The sequence below is a fragment of the Mesocryomonas lacus genome (genome assembly GCF_055730135.2).
Genome location: NZ_JBUZWE020000009.1, coordinates 116371 through 130371, shown reverse-complemented (window position 1 = coordinate 130371; position 14001 = coordinate 116371). Strand labels below are relative to the sequence as shown.

Here is a 14001-nt window from a genome sequence, read left to right as displayed (position 1 = left end):
GTGGCGACCCACCGCCTCGCATTGCAGCCCGACGGCCGCATTGCTAGAAGACCCCGCCCCGTCCCCCGAAAGCCAAGATGCTCGACCAGATCATGAACTTCCTCGCCGAATACGGCGTCGTGGTCGTCTTTCTCGGCATCTTCATCGAATCCTCCGGGCTCCCGGTGCCCGGCGAGAGCCTGCTGATCGCGGCGGGCGTCCTGGCGAGCCAGGGGCGGCTGGGGATCGTCGAGGTGTTTCTGGCTGCCTTCATCGGCGGCACGCTCGGCGACAATGTCGGCTATATCCTTGGCTATCGCTATGGCCGGCCCTTCGTCTACCGCTACGGCGCCAAGGTCGGCCTGCCGCGGGCGCGGATCGAGGTGATCGAGGCGCGGTTCCTGAAGCGCGGGCCGCCGATCGTCCTGATCGCGCGCTTCATCCTGATCCTGCGCCAGCTCTGCGGCTTCCTCGCCGGGACCGCCCACATGCCGTGGTGGCGCTTCTCGTTCTACAACGCGCTCGGCGCCGCGCTCTGGTCCGGCGTCTACTGCGGCGGCGCCTATCTCCTCGGCACCGCGGTCGAGCGCTATCTCTCGGCCGGCCGCTGGGTGTTCGCCGGCATCGCCGTCGTTTTCATCATCGCCAGCGGGACGACGGTCTACGGCTTCTTCCGCGAGGCCCGCAACGCTAAGGCGGACGGTGACGGTGCGCCGGAAGTCCCGCCGGTCGCCAAACCCGGAGAATAGGGCGCCTCGCCTGGCGACCGGCCATGCCCGGGGCGTAGACCTCAGCGTGTCATGAAGGCTTGAAACGCGGCGCGGGCCTCGTCGGAGGCCAGCCGCGCCTCGAAGTGCCGAATCTCCTCTTCGATGCGCTCGAGCAGTGCCTCCTTCGGGCCGCGGATCAACGTGCGGGCGATGCGCAGCGCCTCTTTCGGTTTGGCCGCCAGCGCTGCTGCCGCCGCCATCGCCTCGCCTTCGACCGTCGCACTGTCCGTCACGCGGTAGACGAGGTTGGCGGCACGCGCCTCCTCGGCGTCGAAGGTCGCCCCCATCGCCAGCAGCGCAAACGCCCGCTGGTGGCCCATCAGCATCGGCGCGATCAGGCTCGACCCGGCCTCCGGCACCAGGCCGAGGTCGAGGAAGGGCGTGCGGAAGCGCGAGCGGTCGGAGGCGAAGACGAGGTCGCAGTGCATCAGGAGCGTCGTGCCGATGCCAATGGCGAGGCCGTCGACGGCGGCGACCAGCGGCTTCTGCGACGCGACCAGCGCCCGCAAAAAACTTTCCACCTCGCCGGTCTTGCCGCCGCCCATCGCGAAGGCGACGAAGTCGGCAATGTCGTTGCCGGCCGAGAAGGCGCCGGGCACCCCGCAGATAAGGGTCGCGGCAACGGCGGGATCGGCGTCGGCCTGCGCCAGCGCTGCGGCCATGGCGGTATACATCGGCCGGTCGATGGCGTTCTTCTTGGCCGGCCGGTTCATCCTGATGATGAGGACGCCGTCGGCGACACTGGTCTCGATGAACTCGCTCATCTCGGCTCCTGTGGTGCTCGGCCCGCGGGCCAAGCGCTGGGTCTGAAGAAATCCGTGCCGGCCTACTGCAAGGCGATGCGCGCCGCCGCAAGGCTCTCGGCGCCGGAGACGACCTGCACGCGCAGGCTTGCTGTCTCCGGCAGGAGGTTCTCAGCCATGAAGCGGGCGAGCGCCACGCGGTCGGCGCGGCTGCCGTCGGCGAGCGCACTCTTGGCGAGATAGGCCGCACTGGCTGCAAGGCCGGCCAGCCGCAGGAAGGGCGTTGCCCCCGCCAGCGCCGTCTCCGTCTCCTTACCCGCGATCGCCCGGAGCAGGAAGGCGGTCGCCGCGCTGAGGTCGACGAGGGCGGCCTCCAATGCGTCGGCCGTCCGTCCGAAGCCCGGCGCGTTGCTGGCGCGCACCCCAGCCACCACCTCGGACAGCTCGGCGATATAGGCCTCGATCGCACCGCCCTCGGACAGCGGCAGCTTGCGCAGCACGAGGTCGATCGCCTGGATGCCGTTGGTGCCTTCGTAGATCGGCGCGATCCGCGCATCCCGCAGCAACCGCGCCGCACCGGTCTCCTCGACATAGCCCATGCCGCCATGCACCTGGATGCCGAGCGAGGCGACCTCGACGCCGACATCGGTTGCGAACGCCTTGGCGATCGGCGTCAAAAGGTTGGCGCGCTCCTTCCAGGCACGGACGTCCTCGGCCTCCGCACCGTGCCCGCGGTCGATCGCATGGCCGCAGGCGAAGGTGATGGCGCGCGCGCCTTGCGTCAGCGCCTTCATCGTCAACAGGGTGCGGGCGACGTCCGGGTGCTCGACGATCGGGCTCATGCGGCCGGCGGGCTCGGCGTTGGGCGCCAAAAGGGTGGAGCGGCCTTGCCGGCGGTCCCTGGCATAGGCCAGCGCCAGCTGCGTCGCGGCCTCGGCAATCCCGACGCCCTGCGTGCCGACGTGCAGGCGCGCATTGTTCATCATCGTGAACATGCAGGCGAGGCCCTTGTTCTCCTCGCCGACGACCCAACCGACGGCACCGGTCTCGCCGGTCTCGCCCTTGCCGTCGCCGTAGATCATCGTGCAGGTCGGCGAGCCGTGAATACCGAGCTTTTGCTCGATGGAATGGCAGGTGACGTCATTGCGAGCCCCGAGCGCACCGTCGTCCCCGACCAGAAATTTCGGCACCAGGAACAGTGTGATGCCCTTCACCCCCGCGGGCGCGTCCGGCAGCCGCGCGAGGACGAGGTGGACGATGTTGTCGGTGAAGTCGTGCTCGCCGAAGGTGATGTAGATCTTCTGACCAAAGATCCGATAGCTGCCGTCGTCGCGCCGCTCGGCGCGGGTGCTGAGGGCCGAGAGGTCGGAGCCCGCCTGCGGCTCGGTGAGGTTCATCGTCCCCGTCCATTCGCCGGAGACGAGCTTTTCGAGATAGAGGCGCTTCAATTCCTCGGAGCCGTGCGCGGCGATCGCCTCGACCGCGCCGACCGTCAGCATCGGCGCCAGCGCAAAACCCATCGAGGCGCCGTTCCACATCTCGAAGACCGCGGCAGAGAGCGCGACCGGCAGGCCTTGCCCGCCGTGGGACATCGGCCCCGTCAGCGCGTTCCAGCCGCCCGCGGCCCAATCGACATAGAGCGCCTTCCAGCCCGCTGGCGTCGTGACCTTGCCCGCCTCCAGCCGCGCGCCCTCGCGGTCGCCGACCGCGCCGAGCGGCGCGATCGCCTCGGAGGCGAAGCGCCCGGCCTCTTCCAGGATGGCGTCGAGAAGGTCGGGCGTCAGGTCGCCGACGCGCCCGTCGCGCATGGAGTCGCCGAGGCCGGCGACCGAGGTCAGCGCGAAGGCGATATCTGCAACGGGGGCCTTGTACATGCATCTCTCCCGAAAGGACTGGCATTTTGCAGAGGTCACGGCTACGGCCAATTGACGTAATCGTCAATCGCGGCGGATTGGCGATCCCGCGTACGGCCGAACCGCCGATTGCGCCGGCGCCGCATCGCCCCGGTCGCCCGCCGCGCGCCGGCGCGATCAAGCCCGCTTTGGCCGCCGGCCCTTTCGTTTCCGGCAGAAATCGTTAGAACGCCAGCCAAAGCTTCCATGCGGCAGCCTTGCCCGGCAAGGCCTCCCGCATCGCCAAGGTGATGCCCGGAATGAGTGACGAGAGTTTCTTTCGCGAGGTCAACGAAGAGATCCGCCAGGACCGCACGCGCGTTCTCTGGGCCCGCTATGGCCGCTGGCTGATCGCGCTCGCGATCCTCGCCGTTGTCGCGACCGCCGGCTACGTCGCCTGGCGGCAGTATTCGATCAGCCGCGCCAATGCCTCCGGCGACGAGTATCTGGCGGCGCTCGATCTCGCCTCCGCCGGGCAGAACGACGCGGCGCTGGCCGCGCTGAATACCCTGTCCGACAAGGGCTACGGCGCCTATCGCGATCTCGCGCGGATGCGCGCGGCGAGCGTCCTCGAGGCCAAGGGCGACAAACCCGGCGCGATCGCCGCCTTCGATGCCGTCTCGGACGATGCGGGCGCACCAAAGCCGCTGCGCAACATGGCGGCGGTGCGCGCGGCCTATATCCTCGTCGATACCGGCAGCGTCGAGGACGTGGCCGAGCGCGTCCAGCAATTGTCGGGCGACAACGAGCCGCTGCGCTTTGCGGCGCGCGAGACCATGGGCCTTGCCGCCTGGAAGGCCGGCGACCTCGCAGAGTCCAAGCGCCTGTTCCAGCAGCTGAGCGACGACCAGGCGACGCCCAACGGCATCGCGCTGCGCACGCGCCTCCTGCTCGAGCTGATCGCTGCCGGCAACAAGCCCGTCCCGGCCGACGCTCTGCCCGCCGCCGGCAGCGCGCCGGCAACGCCGAATGCCGCAACGCCTGCCGCAGGCCTCGACCCGAGCCTCGTCGTGCCGGAAATGCCGACGACGCCGGCGGAGCCGACCGGGGCGACGCCCCCGCCCCCGCCGGCGGACGCGCCAGCCGCCGCTCCCGCGGCGCCGGCAGCGCCTACCCCTGAGACGCCGGCACCGGCAGCGCCCGCCCCCGCGGCAGCGCCCGCCCCTGCGGCACCGGCCGACGCGCCGGCGACTCCGGCCCCGGCCACCAGCGGAACCCCCGCCCCGGCCAACTGAGCCCGGCGGCCTCCACCGCCCCCGACGTCCGGCGGAAAGCTTCGCCGGACCGTGCTGCCCTATCGGCCCGCCGATGCGCCCCAACTAGGTTTCACCCTTGGGGGGCCTCCGGCAGGCGACGAAATGCCGTATACTCACGGCAGAGCCCCCGGCGCCGGTCCGGGGGCATTGCCTTTTTTCCAGTTCCGGACCGGATAGTACCACCATGGTCACCATCGCCATCATCGGGCGCCCCAATGTCGGCAAGTCGACGCTGTTCAACCGCCTCGTCGGCAAGAAGCTTGCCCTCGTCGACGATCGGCCGGGCGTCACCCGCGACCGCCGCAACGGCGACGCGACGCTGCTCGACCTCGAATTCGAGATCGTCGATACCGCCGGCCTGGAGGAGGCCGGCTCGGAAACGCTGGAGGCGCGCATGCGCGCCCAGACCGAGACGGCGATCGACCTGGCCGACCTCTGCCTGTTCATGGTCGACGCCAAGACCGGGCTGACGCCGCAGGATTCGTTCTTCGGCGAACTGCTCCGCCGCAAGAACAAGCCGGTGCTGCTCGTCGCCAACAAGGCCGAGGCTAGGGGCTCCGACGCCGGCTTCTACGACGCCTACTCGCTCGGCCTCGGCGAGCCCGTCCCGATCTCCGCCGAGCACGGCGAGGGCATGGGCGATCTCAGGGACGCCATCGTCGGCGCGCTGGGCGAAGCGGCCTTCGCCGAGGAGGAGGAGCCGATCGGCGCCGACGTCACCATCCTCGACGACGACGCCGAGTTCGACGAGGAGGAGCCGGTAGAGCCCTATGATGCGACCAAGCCGCTGCGCATCGCCATCATCGGCCGCCCGAATGCCGGCAAGTCGACGATGATCAACCGCTTCCTCGGCGAGGACCGCCTGCTGACCGGTCCCGAGGCCGGCATCACCCGCGATTCGATCTCGGTCGAGTGGGAGTGGCGCGGCCGCCGGGTGAAGATGTTCGACACCGCCGGCATGCGCCGCAAGGCGAAGATCCAGGAAAAGCTGGAGATTCTCTCGGTCGCCGACTCGCTGCGCGCCATCCGCTTCGCCGAGGTTGTCGTCATCGTCTTTGATGCGACCATCCCCTTCGAGCGCCAGGACCTGTCGCTCGCCGACCTCATCATGCGCGAAGGCCGCGCCCCGGTGATCGCCTTCAACAAGTGGGATCTCATCGAGGACCGCCAGGCGGTGCTGGCGGAGTTGCGCGAAAAGACCGAGAGGCTGCTGCCGCAGGCGCGCGGCATCCAGGCGGTGACCGTGTCGGGCGAGACGGGCGATGGCCTCGAACGGCTGATGCAGGCGATCACCAAGACGCACGAGATCTGGAACACCCGCATCTCGACGTCCAAGCTGAACCAGTGGCTGGAAAAGGTCGTCAGCCACCACCCGCCGCCAGCAGCCTCCGGCCGCCGCGTCAGCATCAAGTACATGACGCAGATCAAAAGCCGGCCGCCGACCTTCGTCCTGTCGACGACGCGCCCGGACGCGCTCGGCTCGTCCTACACGCGCTACCTCGTCAACGGGCTTCGGGAGACCTTCAAGCTCTCGGGCGTGCCGATCCGGCTGATCCTGCGCAAGCCCGACAACCCGTTCGCCGGCAAGGCGAAGAAGTACACCTGAGCGCGCTTCCGGAGCGGCGGGCAACCGCCGCTGTCGCCGCCCTTTCCGGCGGATCGGGATTGGCGAATGATTTCAACGGGTCGTTAACCAAGAAACAAGGTTAATGAGGGATGATCGGCTTCGTTCAGTGATGAAGCAGGTTTCCCATGACGAAAACGGCGCGCCGCCAGGGCGGATCGATCCAGCGGCCGCAGCCGGTTCTTCGGCGGGCTGCGCTGGTCGTCGGCTGCAGTCTCGCCATGGTGCCGGCCCTCACCTCGGCCGTCGCCTTTCAGGACATGACGAGCCTCCTCGAGGGTGACCGCGCTCAAACGCGCTGGCAGGCTTATTTCATCCCCTCCCCCGCCGGCGCCGTCGAAAAGGCGGAGATCAGTTTCGGCGCCGCCGCCCGCAGCCGGATGCCCGCGGGCGCCGGCATCCGCGCCGGCAATGGCGATCTCTACACCGTCAATTCCCGCAGCCCCGACGTCAAGACGCCGGACGAGACCCGCGTCACCCGCTACCAGAAGGAAGGCCGCGTCCTCGCGATCACCCAGCAGGCGCCGCCGAAGGCCTTCACCGCCGGCTCCATCCTCGAGCGGCAGAGCCTGTTGCGACCCGGCGCTGCGGTGGGCGCCGAGCTGCGCACGGCTTTCATCCGGCAGGAGACACGCGGCGACACCATCGCGCTGGCAATGAATTTCGAAGCTGCGGGCTCGCCGGTGGTAAGGCCGGAAGAGAAGGTGATGGTCGCCTCGCTCGACCCTGCCACCACCCGGCTCGACGCCCGCCCGGCGCATGTCCCCGACAAAATCGTCATCGCGAGCGTCCCGGAAACCAATGTCCTCGCCTATGGCGCGGCGCCCGAGGCGGAGAACCCCGTCGCATCCCTGTTCAACAGGATCCTGCGCCCCGGCTCCAACGGTTTCATCCCGCCGCTCGGCAAGGACGACCATGCCTGGGCGGCGACGCCACTGCCGTCCGAGGCCTTCTCGGCCAAGGAGCAGACCTGCCTTGCCAACGGCATCTATTTCGAGGCACGCGGCGAGCCGGAGACCGGACAGGCCGCGGTCGCGCAGGTCATCCTCAACCGGGTCCGCAACCCCACCTATCCGAAATCGATCTGCGGCGTCGTCTACCAGAACAAGAACTGGCGCAACCGCTGCCAGTTCTCCTTCGCCTGCGACGGCATCAAGGACCGCATCACCAACAAGCGCGCTTTCTCCACCGCCAAGCGCATCGCCGGTGAGGTCAGCCGGGGCGAGATCTGGCTGGCCGACGTCGGCTCGGCGACGCACTATCACGCCACCTACGTCGCCCCCCGCTGGGCGAAGGCGATGCAGAAGGTCGACACCATCGGCCGCCACATCTTCTACCGCACCTTCGGCGGCGGCTGGGGCTGACCCACCTCCCTCACGGGACATTCAACTCTGCCTATCCCACGAAAAAGGCCGCTCCATCCGGGGCGGCCTTTCTTGTTTCAGGAGCACTCGTACGGTGTAGCGCCAGCCTGCAGATCAGGCGGGCTGGCCGTTGCCGCCCGTCGCGCCAAAAATCTGTCCGGTTGAGAAGCTCAGTGAGGGATCGGCGGCGGCAACGTAGAGACCGGCGATCTCGGCCGGCTGGCCCGCCCGACCCATCGGCGAATCGCTGCCGAAGCTCTTCAGCTTCTCCGGCGTCGCGCCGCCGCTGACCTGCAGCGGCGTCCAGAACGGGCCGGGCGCCACCGCATTGACGCGGATTCCCTTTGGCGCCAGCTGTTTCGCCATACCCTTGGTGAAGTTCAACACCGCCGCACGCGTCATCGCATAGTCGATGATGTCCTCGGAAGGGTTGCCGGCCTGCTCTGACGAGGTGTTCACTATGACGGCACCCGCCTGCATCCGTGCGACCGCTGCCTTGGTCAGCCAGAACGGCGCGTAAACATTGGTCTTCATCGTATCGTCGAAATCCTGCGAGGAGATCGCCGCGATCTCCGGCCGGGTCTGCTGGCGCGCCGCATTGTTGACGAGGATGTCGAGCCCGCCAAGCTTCTCGGCGGCTTCCGCGACGAGCCGCTGGCAAAAAGCCTCATCCCGGAGGTCGCCGGGGATCGCCACGGCCTTGCGTCCCTCAGCCTCGATCAGGGCGATGACTTCCTTGGCGTCCGGCTCCTCGAACGGCAAATAGTTGATCGCGACGTCGGCGCCCTCGCGGGCATAGGCGATCGCAGCGGCCCGGCCAATGCCGCTGTCGCCGCCGGTGATCAGCGCCTTCTTGCCGGCAAGACGCCCGGATCCCTTGTAGCTGGTCTCGCCGTGGTCTGGACGCGGGTTCATCTTCGAGGCAAGGCCCGGCCAAGGCTGCATTTCCACCGGATAAGGCGGCTTCGGGTAGGCGGCAGCCGCGGGCGTGGCGGCGGTTGCGGCACCGCCACCCTGCTGCGCGGACGCGCTGCCGGTGGCGCCGAGGGTGACGACGGCGCCAGCGGTGAGCGCTGCGCCGGTGAGGAAGGTGCGACGGGTGGTATCGGTCATGACAGGTCTCCTTGTTGCGAGACTAAGGCGGCCTCTTCGGGGATGGTTCCGGGCGATGACCCTCTGTACGGCCTCGACGGCGCGTGACTCCAGCGGAGCGGACAGGCGGATCGCGAAGGCGTCACCGCTTGAATCCCCGCCCGACCTGCCGTCTTGATGGCCGAACGAATCGAGGACAGGCATGAACGACAGAGAAACCGATCCGGTGTCCCCCGCCGAGTGGCAGGCACGGCGCGAGGCGCTGGCCGAAAAGCTGGAAAAGCAGAAGGTGAAGGCCGGCCTGATCAAGCCGACGCCCGCCACCGGCCTGCGCGGCGCGGCCGACGGCATGAAGCTTGCCAGCGAGTTCGTCGCCGGCATCCTCGCTGGCGCCGGCATCGGCTATCTCCTCGACCGCATCGCCGGCACCGGGCCTTTCGGCCTCATCGTCTTCCTGATTCTCGGCTTCGTCGCCGGCGTCCTCAACGTCCTTCGATCGGTCGGAAAAACCGCCCCGGCCCCGACGAGCGTTCCGAAAGACGCCACAAATCGCGAGAATCGCCCTTTGGAATGACCGAAGGGGGTGTTGCCCTCCGCAGCCTCAGACGCTATGGCAATGCGGCCCGGCGACGGGACGCTGGGATGCAAGAGGGCTACATAGTTTGGCGAACGATCCGCTCCACCAATTCGTGATACAGCCCATCGTGCCGATCGAAATCGGCGGGCTGCATTTCGATTTCACGAATTCGGCGCTGTACATGGTCGCGACCGTCGCGGTGGCCTCGGCCTTCCTCTACTGGTCGACGTCCGGCAAGGCTTTGGTGCCCGGCCGCGCGCAGTCGATGGCGGAGATGTCCTACGAGTTCATCGCCAACATGCTGCGCGACAGCGCGGGAACGTCTGGAATGCGGTTCTTCCCGCTGGTGTTCTCGCTGTTCATGTTCGTGCTGGTGGCCAACCTCCTCGGCATGTTCCCCTACTTCTTCACCGTAACCAGCCACATCATCGTCACCTTCGCCCTGGCGATCGTGGTGATCGGCACGGTCGTGGTCTACGGCATCGCCAAGCACGGCCTGTCCTGGTTCAAGCTCTTCGTGCCAACCGGCGTGCCGATGCTGATCCTGCCCTTCGTCGTGCTGATCGAGGTCATCTCGTTCCTGTCGCGGCCGATTTCGCTCTCGGTTCGTCTCTTCGCCAACATGCTGGCGGGCCACATCACGCTGAAGGTCTTCGCCGGCTTCGTGGTGTCGCTCGGCGCCCTCGGCGCGGTCGGCATCGGCGGCGCGATCCTTCCCCTGATCATGACGGTCGCCCTTACAGGCCTTGAATTCCTGGTCGCATTCCTGCAGGCCTACGTCTTCGCGGTCTTGACCTGCATGTACCTCAACGATGCGGTCCATCCTCATCATTGAACCCCCAAGACGCCGCGTCCCCCCGGGGTCGTGACTTCCCACCGCACGTTCCACCAAAGGAGATTACCATGGACGCGGAAGCTGCAAAGTACATCGGTGCCGGCCTCGCATGCTTCGGCATGGCCGGAACGGCCCTCGGCCTCGGCAACATGTTCGCTGCCTACCTCTCGGGCGCCCTGCGCAACCCGTCGGCTGCTGACGGCCAGTTCGGCCGCCTGATCTTCGGCTTCGCGGTGACGGAAGCGCTCGGCATCTTCTCGCTGCTGGTCGCGCTGCTCCTCCTCTTCGCGGTCTAATCAGACCCGTCGAGACCGTTTTCCCAGCCGCCCCGACCATGGGGCGGCTGGTTCCTTCCGTCGGAGAGACAGATGTTCGTCACTGAAGCGCAGGCACAAACCGCAGAGCCGACGGTGGGCACCGCTCCCATCGCAGCACAGCCTCCGGTCGGGCACGGCGCACACACGGAAGTCGCCGGTGACGGCGAGCATGGCGTCGGCGTCTTCCCGCCGATGGACACCACCTATTTCCCTTCCCAGCTGCTCTGGCTGGCGATCACTTTTGGCCTGTTCTACTGGGTCCTGCAGAAGGCCATCCTGCCGCGCATCGGCGCCATCATCGAGAATCGCCGCGACCGGATCGCGCTCGACCTCGACGCCGCCGGCAAGATGAAGACCGACGCGGACGAGGCCATGGCCGCCTACCAGCAGGAACTGACCGCCGCCCGCGAGCGCTCGCACCTTATTGCCACCGCCGCGCGTGACACCGCCAAGGTGGATGCCGAGGCTGAACGCGCCCGCATCGAGGCCTCGCTCGACGAGAAGCTCAACGCCGCACAGACCCGGATCGACGAGATCAAGCGCAGCGCGCTCGCCGATGTCGGCGCCATCGCCGAAGAGGCAACCGCGGAAATCCTCGCTGCCGTCGCCCGTCTCGACGTATCGCGCGAAGAAGTCGCTGGCGCCGTGCGCGCTGTGCGCAGCTAAGGAGACCGGCGTTGGACAACACATTCTGGGCCCTCGTCGCCCTCATCATCTTCCTGCTCGTCGTCGCCTACTTCAAGGTGCCGGGGATGATCGCCAAGGCGCTCGACGCGCGTTCGGCGAAGATCCGTTCGGACATCGAGGAAGCCCGCGCCCTTAAGGAAGAAGCCAAGCAGCAGCTCGCCGAATACCAGCGTCGTCGCCACGACGCCGAGATCGAAGCCCGCGAGATCGTTGCCGGTGCGCAGCGCGAGGCTGACGGCCTGCTCGAAGAGGCCCGCGTCAAGAGCGAGGAATACATCACCCGCCGCTCCGCCATGGCCGAGACCAAGATCGCCCAAGCCGAGGTTGACGCGATCACCGAGGTCCGCCGCTCCGCCGTCGACATCGCCGTCGCCGCCGCCACGCGGATCCTCGCCGAGCGCAGCCAGAACGGCACCGAAAGCGCCCGCTTCGTCGACGAGGCAATCGGTGACGTCCGCCAGCGTTTGAACTAGACTCATCTGCCAGCAGTGATTGAACGCCGCTCCGAAAGGGGCGGCGTTTTTGTTTGGGGGTCAATTTTCAGCTCTCTGTCGATGTGCCCGACCAACTGCGGCAAAGTTTGAAAATCTTCGGAAATGCAAGGGAGCGGCAACTCACCCCCCTCTGCCCTGCCGGGCATCTCCCCCTCAAGGGGGGAGATCGGCAGTCGCGGCGCTGGCGATGATCGATCTCCCCACCTGAGGGGGAGATGGCCGGCAGGCCAGAGGGGGGTGCGTGCGCCGCCAACCTGCTGAAACTACCCGCAGCACCTACTCCAGCAGCAGCTCGCCCTGGCGGATCGGGCTGAAGGTCATGCGGTGGAACACGCAAGGGCCATGCGCCAGCAGGGCAGCGAGGTGCTGCGGCGTGCCGTAGCCCATGTGCTGGCTGAAGCCGTAGACGGGGTAGCGCGCGCAAACCCGCGCCATCATCCGGTCCCGCGTCACCTTGGCGACGATCGATGCAGCGGCGATGGACAGGCAGCGCGCATCGCCCTTCACCACGGCCGTCGCGCGCAGTCTGAGCGACGGCGGAACGTCATTGCCGTCGATCAGCGCGTGGCATGGCGGCTGCGCGAGACCGGCTTCCGCTCGCCGCATGGCCAGAAGCGTCGCCTGGCGGATGTTGATGCGGTCGATCTCGGCCGAACTCGCCGACCCGATGGACACGGTGGCAACCCGAAGGATGTCGGTGAACAGCCGCTCGCGATCGTCCGCGCCAAGCTTCTTGGAATCGTTCAGCCCATCGGGGATCCGCCGGGGATCGAGGATCACCGCCGCGGCGACGACGGGCCCTGCCAGGGGCCCCCTTCCCGCCTCGTCGATCCCCGCCACGAAGCGCGCGCCACGCTCGAACCTCTCGGTCTCGATGCGGAAATCCGGCACCACGACGAGCGTGGGCAAAGAAGCGGGAGAATCGGAGGGTCGGCGAGCCATGGTGCGGCCAGACTCGCGCATTCTCCGATTCTCCACAAGGCTCGGTGTCGCTCCGGGGTGAGAACGCACCAAGCGTCGCCGGCCCTAGGGGACGACCGGCGATGTCGCAGCCCTGCCTTAGCCCCCTGGGGACATGGCTGGGCTTATTTGATCACGCCAAAGCCCGTAGGCCTGTGGCGTCTAAACTGTCAGAGCAGCGACAGCTGCACGCCCGCCTGCCGCGGCGGGGTGAAGAGGTCGGTGCGTAGCTGGGGACGGGTCTCGTTCAGCCCGAGCCGCTTCACCGCGATCTCGAACCGCCGCTTGATCTGGAAGGCGTAGGGCCCGGTGCCCTTCAGCCGCTTGCCCCACTCGGCATCGTAGTCCTTGCCGTCGCGCATCGAGCGCAGCAGGGACATGACGTGCCGGTAACGATCGGGGTAGTGCGTCAGCAGCCAGTCCTTGAAGATCGGGCTGACCTCCAGCGGCAGGCGCAGGAGGACGTAGCCGACATGCTTGGCCCCGGCGGTGACGGCGGCATCGAGCAGGCGCTCGATCTCGTGGTCGGTGAGGCCCGGAATGATCGGCGCCGTCATCACCATGGTCGGGATCCCCGCTTCGCTCAGCGCCTTCACCGCCTCCAGTCGCTTCGCGGGCGTTGCCGCCCGCGGCTCCATCGCCCGCGCCAGCGTACGATCGAGCGTCGTGATCGACAGGGCGACCCGTGCGAGGCCCTTGGCGGCCATGCGGGAGAGAATGTCGATGTCGCGGGTGACGAGCGATGACTTGGTGACGATGCCGACCGGATGGTTCGCCGCCTCTAGCACCTCCAGCACCTCGCGCATGATCTTCCAGCTCTTCTCGATCGGCTGGTAGGGATCGGTGTTCGTGCCGATGGCGATCGAGCGCGGCTCGTAGCCCGGCTTGGCCAGCTCACGCTCGAGCAGCTCAGCCGCGTTCGGCTTGGCGAAAAGCTTCGATTCGAAATCGAGCCCCGGCGACATGCCCATATAGGCATGTGTTGGCCGGGCGAAGCAGTAGACGCAGCCGTGCTCGCAGCCGCGATAAGGGTTGATCGAGCGGTCGAACGAGATGTCGGGCGAGGAATTGCGGGTGATGATGGTCTTTGGCTTCTCGACCTGCACGTCGGTCTTGAACGCCGGCAGCTCCTCCAGCGAGTTCCAGCCGTCGTCGTAGGCGCTGCGCGCGAAGGGCTCGAAGCGACCGCTTGGGTTTACCCCGGCGCCGCGGCCCCGCCGCCGCTCGAAGCCGACCCTGAGGCCGGATTCGGCGATGATGTGGTTGGCTATGTCGACGCCGTTCGGCGAAGCGAAGGCAGCGCGGTCTGCGGTGATGACGTCCTGCATGGGAAACCTTCCGAACGTTCGTTCAGCTGTGACCTAAAACCTAGGACTCCGATGAGAACAATACAAGAACAAAATACACCGTG

At 67.6% G+C, this 14001-nt stretch carries 14 protein-coding genes; 9 read left to right on the top strand and 5 right to left on the bottom strand.

What is annotated here, in order from left to right:
* The first annotated feature begins 77 nt into the window (after positions 1–77).
* On the top strand, positions 78–728 hold the full coding sequence (locus ACZLZY_RS15320) for a DedA family protein (RefSeq protein ID WP_472934597.1): 651 nt from the start codon (positions 78–80) through the stop codon (positions 726–728).
* Positions 729–769: 41 nt separating this feature from the next.
* Here ACZLZY_RS15320 and ACZLZY_RS15315 read toward each other — a convergent pair whose 3' ends face one another.
* Positions 770–1513 (bottom strand): crotonase/enoyl-CoA hydratase family protein, encoded by a 744-nt coding sequence (locus tag ACZLZY_RS15315; protein ID WP_472934596.1) that lies wholly within the window; start codon positions 1511–1513, stop codon positions 770–772.
* A 62-nt stretch (positions 1514–1575) separates the two neighbouring features.
* Positions 1576–3366, bottom strand: a complete 1791-nt coding sequence (locus ACZLZY_RS15310) for an acyl-CoA dehydrogenase family protein (protein WP_472934595.1) — start codon at positions 3364–3366, stop codon at positions 1576–1578.
* 278 nt (positions 3367–3644) lie between these two features.
* On the opposite strand from ACZLZY_RS15310, the gene ACZLZY_RS15305 reads away from it, so the two are divergent.
* The 3 genes from ACZLZY_RS15305 to ACZLZY_RS15295 all read left to right on the top strand — a co-directional run bounded on the left by ACZLZY_RS15305 (position 3645) and on the right by ACZLZY_RS15295 (position 7628).
* The gene (locus ACZLZY_RS15305; RefSeq protein WP_472934594.1) at positions 3645–4619 is read left to right on the top strand and encodes a tetratricopeptide repeat protein; all 975 of its coding nucleotides are present in this window, start codon (positions 3645–3647) and stop codon (positions 4617–4619) included.
* Between the two features lie 205 nt (positions 4620–4824).
* Positions 4825–6246 carry a ribosome biogenesis GTPase Der gene (gene der, locus ACZLZY_RS15300; RefSeq protein ID WP_472934593.1) on the top strand — a complete coding sequence of 474 codons (1422 nt, stop codon included), beginning with the start codon at positions 4825–4827 and terminating at the stop codon, positions 6244–6246.
* Positions 6247–6392: 146 nt separating this feature from the next.
* Positions 6393–7628, top strand: a complete 1236-nt coding sequence (locus ACZLZY_RS15295) for a cell wall hydrolase (RefSeq protein ID WP_472934592.1) — start codon at positions 6393–6395, stop codon at positions 7626–7628.
* Positions 7629–7742: 114 nt separating this feature from the next.
* Here the strand turns inward: ACZLZY_RS15295 and ACZLZY_RS15290 are convergent, their stop codons facing one another.
* Positions 7743–8741 carry an SDR family oxidoreductase gene (locus ACZLZY_RS15290; protein WP_472934591.1) on the bottom strand — a complete coding sequence of 333 codons (999 nt, stop codon included), beginning with the start codon at positions 8739–8741 and terminating at the stop codon, positions 7743–7745.
* 181 nt (positions 8742–8922) lie between these two features.
* Between ACZLZY_RS15290 and ACZLZY_RS15285 the strand changes: the two genes are divergently transcribed.
* The 5 genes from ACZLZY_RS15285 (at position 8923) to ACZLZY_RS15265 (ending at position 11609) form a co-directional block, all read left to right on the top strand.
* The gene (locus ACZLZY_RS15285; RefSeq protein ID WP_472934590.1) at positions 8923–9294 is read left to right on the top strand and encodes an AtpZ/AtpI family protein; all 372 of its coding nucleotides are present in this window, start codon (positions 8923–8925) and stop codon (positions 9292–9294) included.
* Between the two features lie 88 nt (positions 9295–9382).
* Positions 9383–10132 (top strand): F0F1 ATP synthase subunit A, encoded by a 750-nt coding sequence (locus tag ACZLZY_RS15280; protein ID WP_472934589.1) that lies wholly within the window; start codon positions 9383–9385, stop codon positions 10130–10132.
* Positions 10133–10200: 68 nt separating this feature from the next.
* Entirely contained in the window at positions 10201–10428 is a 228-nt protein-coding gene (locus ACZLZY_RS15275) for a F0F1 ATP synthase subunit C (protein ID WP_188849331.1), read from the top strand.
* 72 nt (positions 10429–10500) lie between these two features.
* On the top strand, positions 10501–11115 hold the full coding sequence (locus tag ACZLZY_RS15270) for a F0F1 ATP synthase subunit B (RefSeq protein ID WP_472934588.1): 615 nt from the start codon (positions 10501–10503) through the stop codon (positions 11113–11115).
* A gap of 11 nt (positions 11116–11126) precedes the next feature.
* Complete coding sequence (locus tag ACZLZY_RS15265) at positions 11127–11609, top strand: F0F1 ATP synthase subunit B (RefSeq protein ID WP_472934587.1); 483 nt, start codon at positions 11127–11129, stop codon at positions 11607–11609.
* A 297-nt stretch (positions 11610–11906) separates the two neighbouring features.
* Here the strand turns inward: ACZLZY_RS15265 and rnhB are convergent, their stop codons facing one another.
* The gene (gene rnhB, locus ACZLZY_RS15260; protein ID WP_472934730.1) at positions 11907–12572 is read right to left on the bottom strand and encodes a ribonuclease HII; all 666 of its coding nucleotides are present in this window, start codon (positions 12570–12572) and stop codon (positions 11907–11909) included.
* 188 nt (positions 12573–12760) lie between these two features.
* Positions 12761–13918, bottom strand: a complete 1158-nt coding sequence (locus ACZLZY_RS15255; protein WP_472934586.1) for a PA0069 family radical SAM protein — start codon at positions 13916–13918, stop codon at positions 12761–12763.
* Positions 13919–14001 lie beyond the last annotated feature (83 nt).

Excerpts from the sequence above, each read along its gene's own strand:
- ACZLZY_RS15320 (WP_472934597.1), top strand. The coding sequence starts at position 78 with ATGCTCGACCAGATCATGAACTTCCTCGCCGAATACGGCGTCGTGGTC.
- ACZLZY_RS15315 (WP_472934596.1), bottom strand. The coding sequence starts at position 1,513 with ATGAGCGAGTTCATCGAGACCAGTGTCGCCGACGGCGTCCTCATCATC.
- ACZLZY_RS15310 (WP_472934595.1), bottom strand. The coding sequence starts at position 3,366 with ATGTACAAGGCCCCCGTTGCAGATATCGCCTTCGCGCTGACCTCGGTC.
- ACZLZY_RS15305 (WP_472934594.1), top strand. The coding sequence starts at position 3,645 with ATGAGTGACGAGAGTTTCTTTCGCGAGGTCAACGAAGAGATCCGCCAG.
- der (WP_472934593.1), top strand. The coding sequence starts at position 4,825 with ATGGTCACCATCGCCATCATCGGGCGCCCCAATGTCGGCAAGTCGACG.
- ACZLZY_RS15295 (WP_472934592.1), top strand. The coding sequence starts at position 6,393 with ATGACGAAAACGGCGCGCCGCCAGGGCGGATCGATCCAGCGGCCGCAG.
- ACZLZY_RS15290 (WP_472934591.1), bottom strand. The coding sequence starts at position 8,741 with ATGACCGATACCACCCGTCGCACCTTCCTCACCGGCGCAGCGCTCACC.
- ACZLZY_RS15285 (WP_472934590.1), top strand. The coding sequence starts at position 8,923 with ATGAACGACAGAGAAACCGATCCGGTGTCCCCCGCCGAGTGGCAGGCA.
- ACZLZY_RS15275 (WP_188849331.1), top strand. The coding sequence starts at position 10,201 with ATGGACGCGGAAGCTGCAAAGTACATCGGTGCCGGCCTCGCATGCTTC.
- ACZLZY_RS15270 (WP_472934588.1), top strand. The coding sequence starts at position 10,501 with ATGTTCGTCACTGAAGCGCAGGCACAAACCGCAGAGCCGACGGTGGGC.
- rnhB (WP_472934730.1), bottom strand. The coding sequence starts at position 12,572 with ATGGCTCGCCGACCCTCCGATTCTCCCGCTTCTTTGCCCACGCTCGTC.
- ACZLZY_RS15255 (WP_472934586.1), bottom strand. The coding sequence starts at position 13,918 with ATGCAGGACGTCATCACCGCAGACCGCGCTGCCTTCGCTTCGCCGAAC.